The organism is Planktotalea sp., from assembly GCF_049680325.1.
Classification (GTDB): Bacteria; Pseudomonadota; Alphaproteobacteria; order Rhodobacterales; family Rhodobacteraceae; genus Planktotalea.
Window position 1 is genome coordinate 1 of record NZ_JBAUHO010000243.1, and the last position, 18,238, is coordinate 18,238.

The following is an 18,238-nucleotide window of genomic DNA, read 5'->3' on the forward strand; positions in this document are numbered from 1 at the left end:
GTGATGGAGCCATGCGTTGATGAGACCGTTGCCCAGTCTTCGTCCTTCAGTCCATGCTTTTGCATCAGGTTAGTTGGCAGATAAAGCGGGTTGTGACCATGGATTTGACGAAGCCACGCGTTCTGGCTGCCCCAAGAATGATACATCGCCATTGGGCGCTGCGTGAGGGCGTGAACGGGATATTCATCCACATCAACCGCGCTATCCTCAAAGGGTGCGTACCAGATCGGCAGCGGGTCCATCGTTTTCTTGATCCGCTCTCGCAGATGCTCGGGTGGTTGACGCTTGCCATGCCCTTCAGCCGCGCGTTGGAATTTGCGCATGGGTTCGACGTAGAGCTGGAACAGGTAGGGTTCAGGCTTGTCGAGGATGCCCATGCCAACGGCCCATTCCTGATAGGCCATGTTCCAAGGTTTGTAGTAGTTCGCGCCCTTTGGAATATGCTCCACAAAGAAGCCGCCGTTTTCGATATAGGCATCAAGCTGCGCCTCATTGGGATCGCCGCGTCCGTTTTGCAGACCTTTTTCGCCCATGCGCCACCCTGCAAGAGGGCCAATGCCGGGCTTGCGGATGTGGTTGGTGATGTAATCGGCGTAATCAGCGTATTTCTGGGAGCCGTCTTCATTGATGAAGCCCGGCAGATCAAGGCGCGCGCCAAGTTCACATAGCACAGATTGAAAGCCGCGCACATCGCGGTCAGGTTCGATCACAGGCCAGCGGATCGCATCCGCCGCAGCGTCTGCTTCGCAGATCGGACGGTCGAGCAGAGAGATACAGTCGTGCCGCTCCAGGTATGTGGTGTCGGGCAGGATCAGGTCCGCATAGGCGACCATTTCCGAAGAATAGGCATCTGAGTAAATGATCCGCGGGATCACATATTCGCCCGTTTCCTCATTCACATCTGTCAGCATGTCGATCACACCGCGCGTGTTCATCGAGCTGTTCCAAGCCATATTCGCCATATACATGAACAGCGTGTCGATCTTGTAAGGATCACCCGCATGCGCGTTGGAAATGACCATATGCATCATGCCATGCGCGGACATGGGGTTGTCCCATGTGAAGGCTTTGTCGATACGCGCGGCAGAACCATCGTCCTTGAGGCACAGATCATCAGGACCATGCACAAAACCAAGGTGTGGACCATCGAGCGGTTTGCCCGGCGTCACGCCATAATGTGGCTTCGGGTGGATCGTTGCAGGCTTGGGATAGGGCGGTTTGAACCGGAAACCACCGGGGACTTCGACCGTGCCGAGCAGGATTTGCAAGACATGCAAAGAGCGGCAGGTTTGGAAGCCGTTGGAATGCGCGGAGATACCGCGCATGGAGTGGAAGGAGACGGGGCGACCTGTCATGGTCTTATGCGTCTCTCCGCGGAAGTCGGTCCATTCCTGATCCAGCTCAAAGCTTTCTTCAAACGCGACGCGCGCAATCTCGTTCGCGATACCTTTGATCCGCGCGGCCGAAATTCCACAACGCTCTGCGACGGCTTCGGGGGCGTATTCTTGCGAGAGGTAACGCTCGGCCATCATGTGGAAAACGGGTTTATGCGTCACGCCAGCATGGCGGTAGGTTGCAGACAGATCAGGGCGTACCCCCTTTTGGTCAAACGGCGTCAGCTTGCCAGTACCCCGATCAATGACCAGTTCCTTGCCAGCTTCGTCGCGCATCAAAAGGCCAGTTTTGCTATCCACAAGAACAGGTGCGTTGGTGTATTGCGCAAGGTATTCCAGATCGATCTTACCGGCCTTCATCAGCTCATGCACAAGTGCGAGGATGAACAACCCGTCAGTGCCGGGCGTGATCCCGACCCATTCGTCGGCGACTGCGTTATAGCCAGAGCGGATCGGGTTCACCCCAATGATCTTGGCTCCGCGTTCCTTGATCTTGCCGATGCCCATTTTGATCGGGTTGCTATCATGATCTTCCGCGACGCCGAAAATCATGAACAGCTTGGTGTAGTCCCAGTCGGGCTGGCCGAACTCCCAGAACGCGCCGCCCATGGTGTAGATGCCAGCTGCCGCCATATTGACCGAACAAAAGCCACCGTGGGCGGCATAGTTTGGCGTACCGAAATGCTGTGCCCAGAAGCTGGTGAAAGACTGTGATTGGTCGCGCCCTGTGAAGAAGGCCAGTTTTTCAGGGTTCTCGGCGCGGATCGGCGCAAGCCAGTCGGTGGCGATCGTCAGCGCCTCTTCCCATGAAATTTCTTCAAATTCACCCGAGCCGCGCGGCCCAACCCGTTTCAATGGTGCCTTTAGACGCGACGGCGCGTTTACCTGCATAATGCCGGCGGACCCTTTTGCGCAGAGAACACCTTTGTTTACAGGATGGTCGCGGTTGCCTTCGATATAGGCAACCTTACCCTCTTTCATATGCACGTTGATGCCGCAACGACACGCACACATATAGCAAGTTGTTTTGCGCACTTCGTCAGAGACGTGTGGCGACAGGTCCAGAATGGTTTGGTCTTTGGGCATGTCAGATATCTTCTTTGCAAAGGGCGGGATGGGTGCGAATTTGAGTGTGATTGAACTGGGTCATCATGACAAGCTCAACCGCAAAAGGCCGAAGGCTGACAAGCCACACAGCAGCGTCAGACAGAACGGGCGATAATAGGGCTCAAAGCGAGGGGTAAACAACTTCATACCAGCCCAAACGCCTGCGATGGCCGGGATGGAAAAGACGAGACCACGCCAAATGGCTTGTAGGTTCATCACCTCAAACCAGAATTGCCAGATCAGCGATGTTGCGGAGCCGAGAAACAGGAACAACGCCAAAGCTGCACGCATTTTGCGGGCAGGCGCGTCGCTGGATAAAACATAAACCGCGATCATCATACCGCCGACACTAGAAAGACCTGTGACGATGCCTGCCAAAAGGCCAGAAACATAAAGCCCCGCGCGGGTTTCAAGCCCCGGAATGCGAATGCGCGCCAGCAACAACGCGGCCAGCGCGATGATCAAACAAAGTGCGATGAGTTTAGATGTGTCCACATCAATACTTGTCGTCAGCGCAAGCCCGATTGGTGTGCCCACAGCTGACATGATCACCAATCCCCAGACAATCTTGCGATCCGCTTCTTGCCAGCCGCCGCGCGCCATTAGCACGCTCGCAGCGAGCTCCAACCACCAGCAAATCGGGATAAGCTGAACGGGCGGGAGGATGAGCGCAGCGCTAGCCATGACCAACGCGGACAAGGCGAAACCCGAAAACCCTCGAACGACACCCGCACCAAAGCAGATCACCGCCAGTATGATTATCTCGTTATTGGTGAGGCCGAGCAGCTCTGTCATACAGTCTCTGCTTGAAGGGCCGTTACAGCAATCATCGCCAGCACATCACCTGCACTACATCCGCGTGACAGATCATTTGCTGGCTTGGCAAGCCCCTGCAAAACAGGCCCAATCGCAATCGCACCACCAAAACGCTGCGCAAGTTTGTAGCCGATATTACCTGCATCAAGGTTCGGGAAGATCAACACGTTCGCGCCACCATGCAATGCGCCCGTCGGTGCTTTGGACGCAGCAACGGCAGGGACAATCGCTGCATCAAGCTGCAACTCACCATCCACAATCAAATCAGGGCGTGCAGCTTTTAATGCTGCAGTCGCCTCAACAACCTTCGTCACGCGCTCATGTTTGGCAGAACCATGCGTTGAGAAGGACAACATTCCAAGCTTAGGCTCTGTACCGACCAAAGCCGCGAAACTATCAGCTGCTTGCGACGCAATGCCTGCAAGTTCTTGCGCATCAGGTTCAATCACCATGCCGCAATCGGAAAACACCATAGCCGCGCGATCAAGCGGATGGTTCTCAGGCAAAATCATCAAGAAGAAGGACGATACCAGCGGCTCAGACTTGGCTTTGCCAATCACTTGCAAGGCGGCGCGAACCGTGTCGGACGTTGTCGCGACTGCACCGCCGATAGAGCCATCAGCGCGACCTGTTTCAACCAGCAAAGCCGCGAAGACCAGAGGATCAAGCGTCGCCTTTTTCGCTAATTCTAAAGATAGATGTTTGTGCGCGCGCAGTTCTACAAAACGTTCAGCGAGCGTGCCGAAAATTCTGGAATTTTCGGGGTCGTGGATTTCAACACCAGTCGCATCCAATATTTCAAACGCCCCCAGCGTGGCCTCAACTTCTGCTTGAGACCCAACAAGATGCGCTTGTCTAATAATTCCCGCGTTCAAAGCAGCAACTGCCGCTTCAACAATCCGCGGATCACTGCCTTCAGCGAAAGCGATCGATTTAGGGGCCGCCGCCGCCCGCGTCATCAAAGACGCAAGCGGCGGGAGCTGGTTTGCTTTGTCTAGCAAAGCGGATGGGTTCGTTTTGCTAGACATAAGTTTTATACCGTCTGCTCGACCATATCGTTCGCGTCGATACCAGCCACAACAACAGGCTTTTTCATCGCGTCGCGGCGGAACGGATCGCCAAGTTCCTGGTTTATCATCGCTTCGATCAGTGTCGTGATCCCATTTTCCATTTGATCCTTGATCGCTTGGTTCAGGGCGTCTGTCAGCTCATCCATTGTGCGAGCAACGACGCCTTTCAGACCACATGCCTGCGCGATGCCAGCGTAGGAGACTTGCTCGTCCAGCTCTGTGCCAACGAAGTTATCGTCGAACCAAAGTGTGGAGTTACGCTTTTCCGCGCCCCACTGATAGTTGCGGAACACAACCTGCGTCATTGCAGGCCAATCGCCGCGGCCGATCGCCGTTAGCTCGTTCACCGCGATGCCGAATGCACCGTCGCCTGAGAAACCAACGACCGGCACATCGGGGCAGCCGATCTTTGCACCGGCAACCGCTGGCAGGCCGTAGCCACAAGGACCAAACAGACCCGGCGCAAGATACTTGCGACCTTCGTCAAAGGATGGGTAAGCGTTACCGATTGCGCAGTTGTTGCCGATGTCAGAAGAAATGATCGCATTCGCAGGCAGCGCGGACTGGATTGCGCGCCATGCCATGCGCGGGGACATCCAGTCAGGCTTGGCCGCACGCGCGCGCACGTTCCAGTCGGTGCCGGGATCGTCGTTTTCATGTGTCAGGGATGTGAGTTCCTGTGCCCATGAAGATTTCACCTGCGCGATGTTCGCTTTGCGTGCATCACGGCCTGCGTCGCCCGCATCATCAGACAGTTGCGCCAAGATACCTTCTGCAACGCGTGCGGCGTCACCAACGATACCAACGGTTACTTTCTTGGTCAGACCAATGCGGTCAGGGTTGATATCAACCTGAATGATCTTCGCATTTGTTGGCCAATACTCCATGCCGTAGCCGGGCAGCGTGGAAAACGGGTTCAGACGTGTGCCAAGGCAAAGAACAACGTCCGCCTCTTTGATTAATTCCATGCCGGCCTTAGAGCCGTTGTAACCCAAAGGACCTGCATAAAGCGGATGATTGCCAGGGAAAGCATCGTTGTGCTGATAGCCAACACAAACCGGGGCAGTCAGACGCTCTGCTAGAACTTTAGACGCTTCGATGCCGCCCTTGGACAGAACAACGCCTGCACCGTTTAGGATAACGGGGTTCTTGGCAGAGGACAAAAGCGCAGCGGCTTCTGCAACAGAGTTTGTGCCACCCGAGGAGGCTTCGAATTCGATTGGGTCAACGATCTCGGTGTCGATCACTTGGGTCCACATATCGCGCGGAATATTGAGCTGCGCAGGGCCCGACAGGCGTTTCGCCTGAGCGATGACCCGGGTCAGAACTTCAACAACGCGGGATGGGTCACGGACCTCTTCTTGGTAAGCGACCATGTCTTCGAAGAGCTTCATCTGCTCGACTTCTTGGAAGCCACCCTGACCGATCGTCTTGTTTGCGGCCTGAGGTGTTACAAGCAACAGTGGCGTGTGGTTCCAATACGCTGTTTTAACTGCAGTCACAAAGTTGGTGATGCCCGGGCCGTTCTGGGCAATCATCATGCTCATCTTACCTGTCGCGCGCGTATAGCCGTCCGCCATCATGCCGGCGCTGCCTTCATGGGCGCAGTCCCAGAACTTGATTCCCGCTTTCGGGAAAATATCAGAAATCGGCATCATGGCCGACCCGATGATGCCAAATGCATGCTCGATCCCGTGGCGTTGCAGAACCTTAACAAAGGCCTCTTCGGTGGTCATCTTCATGGATGCGCTCCTAGACTATCATATGGAATAAAAAGCGCCCGCACTTAGGGCAGGCGAATTGATCTATCTTTACGAAGTGGGAGAGATTCCAGTTAGGGCCAGTTGCCATGCTGGAGTAGGTCCAGAATAAACCGCCAATTAGGTTCAATGCCCGGCCAATTTATGAATTTGTTCGGAAATGCGCGCAACGCCCTCCGGAATGCGCTCGCTTGGAATAGAGGAATATGCGAGCCGATAAAAGTTATCTTGAATGGCATCTTGGCGGAAAAACGAGTGCCCCGGCTCGATCAAGACCTGTCTTTCGCGAAGCTGGTCGGCAAGCTCTTGCGCGTTGACACCATCTGGCGCGCGCATCCAGAAACTGGAGCCGCCAAATACGCCGCGCCCGGCGATTTCAAGTTGATGTTCGTTGATCGATTTTTCCATTACATCGCGCCGCTGTTTGAAGACCTTCCCCATCTTGCGTACCAGCGCATCGTAGTGCCCAAGCGACAGGAAATAGGCCGCCGTGCGCTGGATATGACCGGGCGGGTGGCGCAATACCGATGCCCTGAGGGCGCGCGCTTCGCGGATGAACGGTTCTGAACCGACAAGATAGCCAAGCCTAAGTCCCGGGAATAAAGACTTCGAGAAGCTGCCGACATAAATAACGCGGCCCTCAGTATCCAGTGACTTCAGCGCGGGCAGCGGCGCATTCAGGAAGGACATCTCGAATTCGTAGTCGTCCTCAACTATGACCGCATCAAGCTCTTTCGCGCGGGCGAGCAGGGCTTTGCGCCGCTCGTGTGGCATTGTCGCAGAGGTTGGGCATTGATGGCTTGGCGTGGCAAATATAACGTCGGTGCCGTCCTCGATCAGATCGGGTTGCAGTCCGTCGTGATCCACGGGCACTTGCGTGAGGTGACAGCGCGATTGCATGAGAATATCGCGCAGCGCGTGATAGCAAGGATCCTCGATGGCCGCTGTGCGGCGCTGGGTCAGAAGCACCTGCGCCGTCAGCCAAAGCGCGTTTTGTGCACCGAGGGTAATAAGGACTTCTTCGGGTCGCGCGACGATACCACGGCGTAGCAAGGTATGGCGTAGAATGAATTCGATCAACTGCGGGTCATCCTGATCGTAGTAATCAGCAGTAAGCGCAGAGAAGTTGCGCGCGCCCAGTGCTTGCAGCGCGCACAGCCTCCAGTTGGCGTGATCGAACAGGGTTTGATCGACCTGCCCATAGATAAACGGATAGCGATAGCTCGCCCAATTTGCTGGCTTGGCGGGGGTTGAGCCGCCAGTAAATTTCTGGCCAATTGCGCGGGTCCAATCAACGGAATCTTCCCGCCGTAACGGCGTTTCGAAATCCGGCGGCTCGGGCGCGCTGTTAGATACATAATAACCAGATCGCCCGCGGCTGGTTAGGTAGTCGTTGGCCAAAAGCTCTGTATAGGCAAGCGTCACCGTGATCCGGCTCACCCCGAGATGCAGCGCAAGTTTCCGCGATGAGGGTAGTTTCTCACCCTTCTTGTATCGTCCTGCAAGGATGCCCTGCGCGATAATCTGTTGGATCTGCGCTTGCAATGTGCCCTGCGCGTCGGGGTTAAGAAAGAATGTATCGATGGATATGGCCATGCCTTAGGTTTGTCTGGTCTTACTCGGAAATGCAACTGGCCTTATGATGGACGTGCGCGTGCTGGCGCTTTTGACAATCCAGCTGTCATCAGGTGAACTGAACATCTGCGCCGTAGTCATCGCAGACAAATCAACGAGGCGAGGCTATTTGAAATTGCAAAATCAGGTGGGTGCAAAGTTATGAAACGGATAGGTTTTTTGGGCACAGGGCATATTGCTGCGCCAATGGTACGGTTTCTGGCAGGCAAGGGACACGACGTGCTCGTGTCAGAGCGAAATGTCAGCGTCGCCGCAGAACTTGCAGCGACATGCAATGCGCAGGTCTTAGCGAACCAAGCCGTCGTAGATGGCTCGGACATCGTTTTCCTCTGTTTGCGCCCTGCGATCTGGCAACCTGTTGTCGCCGATTTGACGTTTCGCGCCGATCAACAGATCATTTCTGTTATGGCAAATGTCCCCTACGCCGCGCTTGAAGAGGCAGTAACGCCCGCACAGGATATTTCTATCACGGTCCCGATCGGGTTTCTTGAACGTGGCGGCTGCCCTTTGCCTGTTTTTCCAAAACCGGAACCTGTGAGCACACTCTTCGCGCCCGAGAACCCGGTAATATCTTTCGAAAATGAGTCCAACATGGCGGATCACTTCGCCGCCTCTGCAACGCTTTCTGCGGTACTTACGGTGATGAAGGACGGGGCAGACTGGCTTGCCGATCAAACTGGCAATGAGGCGGGAGCAGATATGTACTTTGCCTCATTGCTTGCAGGGTTTCTTCGCGATGTTCCAAAGGATGGTAAGGCCCGTATTCTGGAAGCACGTTCAGGACTGGCTTCGCCCAATACACTGAACCGCGCGGTCGTCGACGCAATGGAGACGGCGAACACACGCGACACGATCAGGGATGTTCTGAAAAGCCTGAGTGCGCGGATGAAAGGGCCGTCATAAGCCACTTATTCGCAGCGGTGCACAGGTTTGAAGTGTCTGAAATGAAAAGGGGCGGAATTTTTGGTTCCGCCCCTGATAATTTTTGAGAAAGGGTTAAACCTTTCCCTTCCAAGGTACGAGCCATGCTTCCAAAGCACGGACGCCGACGTCGATCAGGAAGCCGATCACCCCAATCAGGATGATGCCGACGAGAACGATATCAGTCAGCTGGAACTTGGATGCGACAACGATCATTTTGCCTAGGCCGACTTCGGCCGCGACAAGTTCGGCCGCAACAACTGTACCCCAGCAAACCCCCATCGCAACGCGTGCGCCCGTAAAGATTTCAGGCAGCGAGTTCGGTACAATCACCTTGGTCAGGATTTGCCATTTATTTGCGCCAAGCGAGTAGGCGGCATGGACTTTGGCAATCGCAACGCCGGACACGCCAGAGCGCGCGGCGATAATCATGATCCAAAGCGCAGCAAGGAATAGCAGGATAACCTTGGAGGTTTCGCCAATGCCGAACCAAATAATCATCAACGGGATCAAGGCAAGTGGCGGAACAGGGCGCATGAATTCAACGATTGGATCAAACCAACCGCGCGACCAATTGGTCAACCCCATTGCATAACCCAGCGGGATGCCGACAAGCGAGCCAAGCAAGAAACCCCAAAGAACCCGTGAAACAGATTTCCACGTGTGCTGCCACAGCGTGAAGTCCTGATAACCCTCTTTGTTCAAACGAATGAAACGCTCCAGAACGATCTCGGGTGCTGGCAAATACAAACGCGCCATACGCAGGCCTTTCGCAGGCTCGAAGGTCGGCGTGCCTTTGTCAGTCAGGCCAACTGTGCCCTCGGCGATCTTGATTTTCTCGCCTGGCGCAATTGCCATGCCATTGATCGCCGTAACTTTGGAACCGTCTTTCTTGGACTTCTCGTCATTGCCCCAGACGTTCACCACCTTAAAGCTGTAACGCGCAGCTGTGAGCGTGTCGTTCTTTGCAAAACCATCGCCGGGTTCAACGACCGCCGCGTCAGGTTCGCGTCCCGGATTGCCATCCGCATCGAGCGTTTGCTGAATGTCCTCGCGATAAACACGCACAGTGACCGTTGCATCATCGCTGGTGCCATCTGCAAGCGTCGCCGTATAGGTGAACGTCGCATCGCCCTGAAACGGTCCAGGCAATTTAGGCAGCGGGATCGCCGAATTGGTAAAGGCGACCCAAAGCCAGAAGACTGTAAGGATTGAGATGACCGAGGCGATGCGATTGGCCTTCACCGCGCTTTCATCGCCGAATGTTACGGTCTTAAGTGAGTTGAATCCTTCGCGCTGGAAGTACTTGGTTAGCAAGCGCGACAGGATCGTGTAGCTGCCGAAGAAGGCAACAAGGTAGAGTACAAATATCAGAAGTCCGCTCATGCTGATTCCTCCGTCCGGCCCATGATTTCTTCTTCCATGCTCCAGATCATTTCTAGAATCTCTTCGCGTGTGCCTGCATAGTCTTTATGCTTTTTCACTTCGCGCAGGTCATTGCCAACGCCAAGATCCGCGAAAGGCAAACGGTATTCTTTGTGAACGCGGCCAGGGCGGGGTGCCATAACGAGAAGACGTTCACCCAAAAGTAGCGCCTCTTCAACGGAGTGGGTAATCAGAATGATCGTTTTGCCCGTCTCGCGCCACAGATCAAGGACAAGGCCCTGCATCTTTTCTCGCGTCAATGCATCAAGCGCACCAAGCGGTTCGTCCATCAAAATCACGTCGGGATCATTGGCAAGGCAGCGGGCAAGCGCAACACGTTGCTGCATGCCGCCGGACAATTCGTAAATTGCCTTTTCTTTGAAGTCCGCAAGGCCAACAACCTCAAGCAAATGCTCAACGTTCTCTTTGCTTTCCGCGCGGCTGACACCCTTCATATCGGGGCCAAAGCTCACGTTCTCGCGAACCGTCATCCATTCAAACAAAGCGCCTTGCTGGAACACCATGCCGCGATCGGCGCTGGGTCCAACGACCTTCTTGTCGTTCAAAATGATGTTGCCCTCGGTAGGGGCAAGAAAACCGGCGACGATATTCAGCAGCGTAGTCTTGCCGCAACCTGACGGCCCAAGCACGCTCATCAATTCGCCTGATTTAATATCTAGGGAGACATTTTGCAGCGCTTGTACATGCCCGCCATTGGGCAACCCAAATCGCATCGATATGTTGTCTATTTGGAGTCCAGACATCTGATCCTCTCTGCTCCCGGTAGGAGCGGAAAATTCAAGAAAAATGAAGGCGAGCGCCATGATAGCACTCGCCTCGCATTACTTACGACTTACTTGATGGCGTTAAGTGGCCCAGTGTTCACGTTGTCAGCATAAGATGCTTTTGCCGCGTCGATAGAGCCAGCCGCAACGAAGACGTCTGCAACGCCTTTCATGAACTCCTGCGCCGTGCCGCCGAGCCATGCATCGCTAAGCTGAGCAGAGACGTCGGGGAACTCGAAGGTTGACAGGCTGGAGGCCGCTTCCGCTTCGGACATACCCGCGTCTTTTGCGATCACAGGAAGCATCTTGGACTGCATTGCTTCGTCAGCCCACATTGCATTTGCGTCTGCAGTGACTTTCAGGAACTTCGCAACTGTATCGCTGTTTTCTGCAATGTAGGATGATGGGCCAGTTGTCGCATCAAATACCAGAATGCCCAGTTCCATCTTTTCTGCACCTGTCAGAAGGATGTTGCCGGATTCTTTCATACGCTTGAGCGCACCGCCCCAACCACAAGCCATATCGACTGCGCCCTGCGCCAAAGCCGCTTGGCCTTCTGCTGGTGCCATGTCCACAACTGTCAGACCTGCAACGTCAACACCAAAGTGTGCCATCTGCTTCAAGAAACCGTAGTGCGCCGCTGTGCCGAGTGGAACAGCAACTTTCTTGCCTGCCAATTCGCCAGCAGAGTCCTTGTCGATTTCAAGGGCTGCAGCAACGACGCAGTTGTCGTTGTCAGCATAGGAAACCGCAACGTCGACAACCTGAAGGTCTTGACCAGCAGACGTTGCAACAACGAACGGTGGGATGCCTTGAGATACGGACAGCTGAACGTCGCCGGATGCCATTGCTGCGGACATTGCTGTACCTGTATCGAATGCGACCCAGTTCACTTTCATGCCAAGGGCTTCGTCGTACATACCTTCCGCTTTTGCGAACTGGAATGGCATTGGCCACTCTAGAAAGTATCCAACTGTAATTTCACCGTGGCCGTCTGCCATCGCCTGCGCGCCCGAAAGCATTGCAACGCCAGCAACAGCGCTCATCAGTTTTGTTTTAAGTGTCATTTAGTTTCTCCCAATTGCGTGCCCTTGGGCACGATAGTCCGGCATTTTGCCGTTTTCGTTGAAAACATACGTGTCGCATGTTCCTTGCTTTGCGCAGAGCAGCGCAAATCGCTGTGCATTGCAATTCGTTTTTACAACGCCCGTTGTGCAGCAAGCCATTTTTGCAGGGATCAAGCAACTCACAATCTCGAAAAACAGCATGGAATCCAGCGGCATGCCGATGATGTGGTTAGGCTTTGGGCAATTTGTCGTTTATTTTGGATATAAAGAGTGCGACCAACTGGCCCTATTCGAGACTCGGATTTGCATATGAAGTGATGACATCAAGCCCCGCGTTCAAAGGGGTGTTCCTGCGCGCCGTTTTCACCGGTGCCAGCCCAATTAGGAAAATGGCGATGGACGGTACTTTTAAGGACAACGATTACAGCAAAGTGGTCGATGCGGATCGCGCACATGTTTGGCATCACTTGGTGCAACACAAGGCTTTTGAAACGGGCGAGCCACGCATTATTATTGAAGGCAAAGGCATGCTGGTTTGGGACCAACATGGCAAAGAGCACATGGATGCTGTGTCGGGCGGCGTTTGGACCGTCAACGTTGGCTACGGCCGCGAAAGCATTGCAAACGCGGTGCGCGATCAAATTCTGAAAATGAACTTCTTTGGCGGCACAGTCGGCTCAATCCCAGGCGCTATCTTTGCGGAACAGTTGATTGCGAAGATGCCAGGCATGACGCGTGTGTATTACGCAAACTCAGGTTCTGAAGCCAACGAGAAGGGCTTCAAGATCGTTCGCCAGATCGCCCACAAGCGCTATGGTGGCAAGAAGCACAAGATCCTTTATCGCGACCGCGATTATCATGGCGGTACATTGGCAACGATGTCAGCGGGTGGCCAAGACGAGCGCAACGCGCAGTATGGCCCTTTTGCGCCAGGTTTCGTCCGCGTCCCGCATTGCCTGGAATATCGCAAGCATGAACAGGACGGTGCGCCAGAGGAAAACTACGGCGTCTGGGCCGCAAACCAGATCGAGGAAGTTATTCTTCGTGAAGGTGCTGACACCGTCGGTGCGCTTTGCCTTGAGCCTGTTACGGCGGGTGGCGGCGTAATCACCCCGCCAGAAGGCTATTGGGAGCGTGTTCAGGAAATCTGTAAGAAGTATGACATTTTACTTCACATCGACGAAGTCGTCTGCGGTGTGGGTCGAACAGGCACTTGGTTCGGCTATCAGAACTACGGAATCAAGCCTGACATCGTAACTATGGCAAAGGGTGTCGCCTCTGGCTATGCGGCGATTTCATGCTGCGTTACGACCGAAGATGTTTTCGATATGTTCAAGGACGACAGCTCTGACCCAATGAACTACTTCCGCGATATTTCCACCTTTGGTGGCTGCACGGCGGGCCCTGCGGCAGCAATCGAGAATATGAAAATCATCGAAGAAGAGAACCTTCTGCAAAACACGTTGGACATGGGTGCGCGTATGATCGCCAACCTTAATGCGCTGGCTGAAAAGCATGCAGTTATCGGTGACGTGCGCGGCAAGGGCCTGTTCTGCGGCGCAGAGCTGGTATCTGATCGCGCAAGCAAAGCGCCGCTGGATGAAAAGACGGTTGGTGCAATCGTTGCGGATTGTAACCAGCAGGGCGTGATTATCGGTGCGACCAACCGTTCAATTCCCGGCAAGAACAACACGCTGTGCTTCTCGCCTGCATTGATTGCGACGGCAGATGATATTGATCGCATCACCGACGCAGTCGATCATGCGCTGGGCCGTGTCTGCGGTTAAGCAGCATCAAATAGAAATGCGAGCGCCGTCGAAGGAAACTTCGGCGGCGTTTTTCGTTGAGGCATAATGGTACAGGCAAGCAAGTTTGCTTTGACGATAGAATTGTTCTAGCATACGTTAGCGTATGTTTCTGGATCAACGGATTTGCCGATGCCCTCAATCATTCAAGTGCCTCTCCCTGAAACCGCATTCCTTGCACGATATCTTAATGACGCGGGGGCATATACGGATTGCTTCACTACGGATATCGAAGAACCCGTTGATCTGGAGAATTTCGCCATCGCGTTCTTTGACACCTGGGTGTTCCGCCTTGAGCGCAAGATCCTTGCTGTCACACTGCGCAAACCATCAAGCATAGCTCAGGTGCGTGCGCTGGCGGCGGGTGCATCGGACCGGCTCGCTGCTTGGCATGTCGTTGAACGTAGCGCGGATCAGTTACTGCTCGCGGTTGGCGATGGTCCGATCCGAACTTGGTTGATGCGCGCCAACACTGCAACTGGAACGAAGCTGTATTTTGGCAGTGCTATCCTGCCGTCGGCAAAGGACAGGGATGGCACGCCAAAAATGAGCTTGGGATTTCGCGCTCTGTTGGGGTTTCACAAGCTCTACGCCCGGATCCTGCTGGCTGCTGCGCGTCGTAGTTTATCCTAGGCGCTCCGGGCAAGGCATTGGGTGTTTAATCAACGCTTGCGTGCCACGACATATCTTGCTGGTGGATTAACCGGATGATTGCCGCTTTCTATGATTTCAAAACCAGCGGCTTCGATCATTGAATCATACGCCTGTTCAGTGAAAAACTGGACGAATGGTGCTTTGCCTAGCATCTGTGCCAAGGGGATTACCTTGAACATCAATTGGTACTTGAAGCTGGCTGACTTCAGGCAAGCGGTCTTGGTAATAAGCAGTCCGCCAGGACGTAGCGCAGCGTGCGCCGCTTTGAGCGTCGCGGGAATATCGCGCAGCAGATGCAGCAAGTTGAAGGCGAGAACCGCATCAAGCCCTTCGTGTGCGTGAATGCCTTCCAGTGCGGGATGCGCTTCAAAGCTGAGGTTGGCGATACTGCTCGCCGCTACCTTTCTGCGCGCAATCTTAATCATATTGGGTGAAATGTCTGTGCCGTGATAGGCACCGACCGCATCCGCGAGTTCCAGCGCGGTTGATCCCGTACCACAGCCGATTTCCAAAACGGTGTCTTCGTGTTTGAGATAGCTGCGCGTGCGCTCACGCGTGTAGGTATAAGCGTCCATATCCTTGATCGGATCGCGTGCGTATTTCTCGGAGACTTTGTCCCAGAATGTGGCTTCATTAATCATGTTGATCTCCTTTGCGTGACACTTAACGCATGCGAATATCATCGGGAATTGCCGAATTCTGACTTTCTGTTATGCAATAATGCATGAATTGGAACGCCATCTCATTTGACTGGACCCGCGCACGTGCCTTCTTGGCCGTTGTCGAGGAAGGTTCACTGTCTTCAGCCGCGCGTGTCTTGAAGCAGACGCAACCAACCATTGGCCGACAAATCGCTGCGTTCGAGGAAGAGTTGAACGTCACCCTGTTTGAACGCTCTGGTCGCGCGTTGCAGGTTACGCAGGCTGGCCGCGAACTAGCGCAACACGTGCGCGCGATGGCAGAGGCCGCGGGCAGAATTTCGTTGCTCGCTTCAGGGCAGTCTCAAGGTATTGAAGGCATGGTACGTATCACAGCATCTGATCTGTTTGCCGCTTATCTTTTACCCCCGATCCTTCACAAACTGCGCAGCGTTGCCCCGAAGATTGAAATTGATATCGTCGCGACCAATGACATTAGCGATCTGGTCCAGCGCGAGGCCGATATTGCGGTCCGCAACGCGCGGCCGGATCAACCTGATCTCATCGCGCGGATGATCCACAATTCCAGCGGACGTTTCTATGCATCCAAGGCCTATCTTGATAAGCATGGCCGTCCAAAGACCAAGGCTGACCTGATTGCGCATGATTTCATAGGCTTCGGTGACACGGCCCAGATGCTCGCCTATTTTTCACAAATCGGACTCGAGTTAACTGCGGGCCATTTCAAGCTGGGTTCCGCGAACGGCTTGGTCGCTTGGGAAATGGTTAAGCAGGGCTTGGGCATTTGCCCGATGTCTGTTGATGTTGCCAAAGCCTCGCCAGATATCGAGGTGGTATTGCCCGATAGCGAACCAATTATGTTCCCGACATGGCTTGTGGCGCATCGAGAGCTGCACACGTCGCGTAAAATTCGTTTGGTGTATGACATGCTTGCTGAAGAATTGCCGAAGCGGATGGCTTGACCATTCAACAGGCACGTCGCAACGTATGCTATGTCAAATGCACCCACATATCATATAGATCTTGCCGCTTTTTGGTCCGACCCTTACGATGATCTTGCGCGCATGCGTAAAGAGGTGCCGATCGCCTATGTTCCCGAACTTGATGCAACGCTGCTCACCAGGCGGGATGAAATCTTTCGTCAGGAAAAACGCATAGATGTCTTCAGCTCGCTTCAACCGGGCGGGTTAATGAGCAAACTGATGGGCGAGAACATGATGCGCAAAGACGGTGATGCGCATATGGCCGAGCGCAAAGCGATCTTTCCTACCGTGTCGCCGCGAACAGTCCGCGATGTCTGGAAAGCACAGTTTGAAGAAGCCACGCGCGGCGTCCTGGATGAAATATCTGCAAAAGGGCAGGGTGATCTGGTCCGTGATTTCGCAATGCCGGTTTCCGCGCACGCCCTGCGTTCGATCACCGGTTTGACCAATATGCACTTCGCAGAGATGGACCGTGTGAGCCAAGGCATGATTGACGGCTGTTCGAATTTCGCAGGTGTGCCAGCAGTTGAGGCCAATTGTAACGACTGCACTGCCTCCATTGATAGGCACATTGATGAACGGATCGCGCCGCTTACCGCTCATCCGGACCTATCTTTGTTGGCCGTTTCGATGAAAGCGGGGATGCCAATGCCGCAGATACGCGCCAACATCAAGCTTGCTATTTCTGGTGGTCAGAACGAGCCGCGTGATGCAATTTCCGGCGCGATTGCGACGCTCTTGGAACATCCCGATCAGTTGCAAATGGCGCTAAATGGTGACGTCAGCTGGCTGGCCGTCTTTGAAGAATATGCACGTTGGATGTCACCCATCGGCATGTCGCCGCGCCGTATCGCCAAGCAGGATACAATTGAAGGCGTCACCTTCGAGCCTGAAGATCGCGCATTTCTGATGTTTGGTTCCGCAAACCGCGACGAGGCGATTTTCAAGCACCCGGAGCGCTTTGATATCACCCGCGACAACGGCCCGGCGATTTCCTTTGGCGCGGGCCCGCATTTTTGCGCAGGCGCGTGGGCATCGCGCAGCTTGATTGCCGAGGTCGCTTTGCCGATGTTCTTTGAACGCTTCAAGAATATTGAATTAACCGCGCCTGTCACATACGGCGGATGGGCATTTCGCGGCCCGCTCGCAGTTCACGCCAAATGGTTGGTACAATAATTCGGTTTGAACGGGCGTAGATCTGCTTTAGCGATATGGCATGACCTATGACCTACTGCTTGGCTTGCTTCTGTTTGCATTCGTATCTTCGGTAACTCCGGGGCCAAATAACCTGATGCTTATGGCCTCTGGTGCAAACTTTGGATTTCGTCGCTCGATCCCACATATGCTGGGCATCGGCATTGGCTTTACGGTGATGATTATTTTGTTCGGGCTGGGCCTTGCGCAGATCTTCGATGCTTATCCGGTCCTGCATATCATTTTGAAGATTGTCAGCGTGATCTATCTGCTCTGGCTCGCGTGGAAAGTCGCCAACTCCGCACCGCCCGAAGGCGTGATAGACCATGACGCAAAACCGCTCACTTTCATGCAGGCGGCTTTGTTCCAATGGGTGAATCCCAAAGCCTGGACGATGGCGTTGACGGCTATCTCGGTTTACATGCCAGACCAAAGCACCGGATCTGTTTTAATTGTCGCCTTGGCCTTTGGTCTGGTGAATTTGCCCTGCGTTTCTTCGTGGACATTGATGGGCCAACAAATGGCACGCTTCCTTACCAGCGCCGCCCGCCTGCATGCGTTCAATTGGACGATGGCGGCGCTGCTTGTCGCTTCTCTTTATCCTGTCTTTTTGACCTGAAGCGGCACACAAATTTCGGTCAACAAATCATCAGGCGCCGTATCCATGGGCGAGTTTAGATAGGCTTCATAGCTGGGTGCATCGGCGGGCACGCGGCCAGAGTTGGGCAACCATTGCCCATAAAGCCAGTCATAGGCCTGTTGCAGCCCCATATAGGCCCCTTTGAACACCAGAACGGCAGTTTCACCGCTTTTGATCGTCACCTCTTCCAGTCCCTCTGGCATTTTGAAATCGGGGCCCACTTCGACGCCCGCATGCGAGCGCAGCTCGTCCGCCGCAACTGTGTTCGGATCATCATGATAGACAGCAACCATGCCGCGCGCCTGAGGCCATAAGTTGCGAGC

At 54.4% G+C, this 18,238-nt stretch carries 16 protein-coding genes; 6 read left to right on the forward strand and 10 right to left on the reverse strand.

The annotated features are described in order from the left end of the window. The 5 genes from WBC85_RS11045 to WBC85_RS11065 form a co-directional block, all read right to left on the reverse strand. Window positions 1-2,480 (reverse strand): molybdopterin-dependent oxidoreductase (locus tag WBC85_RS11045; RefSeq protein WP_424436734.1); only part of this gene is annotated, 2,480 nt, incomplete at its 3' end. Window positions 2,481-2,543: 63 nt separating this feature from the next. Further along, on the reverse strand, window positions 2,544-3,296 hold the full coding sequence (locus WBC85_RS11050) for a TSUP family transporter (RefSeq protein ID WP_424436737.1): 753 nt from the start codon (window positions 3,294-3,296) through the stop codon (window positions 2,544-2,546). After that, window positions 3,293-4,345, reverse strand: a complete 1,053-nt coding sequence (pta, locus tag WBC85_RS11055; RefSeq protein ID WP_424436741.1) for a phosphate acetyltransferase — start codon at window positions 4,343-4,345, stop codon at window positions 3,293-3,295. Before pta ends, WBC85_RS11050 begins: the two co-directional genes overlap by 4 nt. A gap of 5 nt (window positions 4,346-4,350) precedes the next feature. After that, complete coding sequence (gene xsc, locus WBC85_RS11060) at window positions 4,351-6,129, reverse strand: sulfoacetaldehyde acetyltransferase (RefSeq protein WP_424436744.1); 1,779 nt, start codon at window positions 6,127-6,129, stop codon at window positions 4,351-4,353. Window positions 6,130-6,273: 144 nt separating this feature from the next. Further along, on the reverse strand, window positions 6,274-7,743 hold the full coding sequence (locus WBC85_RS11065; protein ID WP_424436747.1) for a PLP-dependent aminotransferase family protein: 1,470 nt from the start codon (window positions 7,741-7,743) through the stop codon (window positions 6,274-6,276). Between the two features lie 180 nt (window positions 7,744-7,923). Between WBC85_RS11065 and WBC85_RS11070 the strand changes: the two genes are divergently transcribed. Then, window positions 7,924-8,685, forward strand: a complete 762-nt coding sequence (locus WBC85_RS11070; RefSeq protein WP_424436750.1) for an NAD(P)-binding domain-containing protein — start codon at window positions 7,924-7,926, stop codon at window positions 8,683-8,685. A gap of 93 nt (window positions 8,686-8,778) precedes the next feature. Here the strand turns inward: WBC85_RS11070 and WBC85_RS11075 are convergent, their stop codons facing one another. From WBC85_RS11075 to WBC85_RS11085, 3 genes are all read right to left on the reverse strand, one after another. Beyond that, window positions 8,779-10,089, reverse strand: coding sequence for an ABC transporter permease (locus WBC85_RS11075; protein ID WP_424436753.1), 1,311 nt, complete (start codon window positions 10,087-10,089; stop codon window positions 8,779-8,781). Then, window positions 10,086-10,892: an ABC transporter ATP-binding protein gene (locus WBC85_RS11080; protein ID WP_424436756.1), complete on the reverse strand. Its 807-nt coding sequence runs from the start codon at window positions 10,890-10,892 to the stop codon at window positions 10,086-10,088. The genes WBC85_RS11075 and WBC85_RS11080 overlap by 4 nt, the downstream gene beginning before the upstream one ends. A gap of 89 nt (window positions 10,893-10,981) precedes the next feature. Next, window positions 10,982-11,980, reverse strand: coding sequence for an ABC transporter substrate-binding protein (locus WBC85_RS11085; RefSeq protein ID WP_424436759.1), 999 nt, complete (start codon window positions 11,978-11,980; stop codon window positions 10,982-10,984). Between the two features lie 395 nt (window positions 11,981-12,375). Here WBC85_RS11085 and WBC85_RS11090 point away from each other — a divergent pair, with 395 nt between their 5' ends. Further along, window positions 12,376-13,767, forward strand: coding sequence for an aspartate aminotransferase family protein (locus WBC85_RS11090; protein WP_424436762.1), 1,392 nt, complete (start codon window positions 12,376-12,378; stop codon window positions 13,765-13,767). Between the two features lie 150 nt (window positions 13,768-13,917). Continuing rightward, on the forward strand, window positions 13,918-14,418 hold the full coding sequence (locus WBC85_RS11095; RefSeq protein WP_424436765.1) for a hypothetical protein: 501 nt from the start codon (window positions 13,918-13,920) through the stop codon (window positions 14,416-14,418). Window positions 14,419-14,447: 29 nt separating this feature from the next. On the opposite strand, the gene WBC85_RS11100 is transcribed toward WBC85_RS11095, so the two are convergent. Further along, the gene (locus tag WBC85_RS11100; RefSeq protein ID WP_424436768.1) at window positions 14,448-15,080 is read right to left on the reverse strand and encodes a class I SAM-dependent methyltransferase; all 633 of its coding nucleotides are present in this window, start codon (window positions 15,078-15,080) and stop codon (window positions 14,448-14,450) included. Between the two features lie 83 nt (window positions 15,081-15,163). On the opposite strand from WBC85_RS11100, the gene WBC85_RS11105 reads away from it, so the two are divergent. From WBC85_RS11105 to WBC85_RS11115, 3 genes are read left to right on the forward strand one after another with little or no spacing between them, the layout of a single operon-like run. Next, the gene (locus WBC85_RS11105) at window positions 15,164-16,060 is read left to right on the forward strand and encodes a LysR family transcriptional regulator (RefSeq protein ID WP_424436771.1); all 897 of its coding nucleotides are present in this window, start codon (window positions 15,164-15,166) and stop codon (window positions 16,058-16,060) included. Between the two features lie 30 nt (window positions 16,061-16,090). Beyond that, a complete protein-coding gene (locus tag WBC85_RS11110; RefSeq protein ID WP_424436774.1) occupies window positions 16,091-17,257 on the forward strand; it encodes a cytochrome P450 in 1,167 nt (388 codons plus the stop codon). Between the two features lie 40 nt (window positions 17,258-17,297). Then, on the forward strand, window positions 17,298-17,894 hold the full coding sequence (locus WBC85_RS11115; protein WP_424436777.1) for a LysE family translocator: 597 nt from the start codon (window positions 17,298-17,300) through the stop codon (window positions 17,892-17,894). On the opposite strand, the gene WBC85_RS11120 is transcribed toward WBC85_RS11115, so the two are convergent. Beyond that, on the reverse strand, window positions 17,873-18,238 hold a 366-nt coding region (locus WBC85_RS11120; RefSeq protein WP_424436780.1), incomplete at its 5' end, for an AraC family transcriptional regulator. The two genes, WBC85_RS11115 and WBC85_RS11120, sit on opposite strands and share 22 nt — an antisense overlap.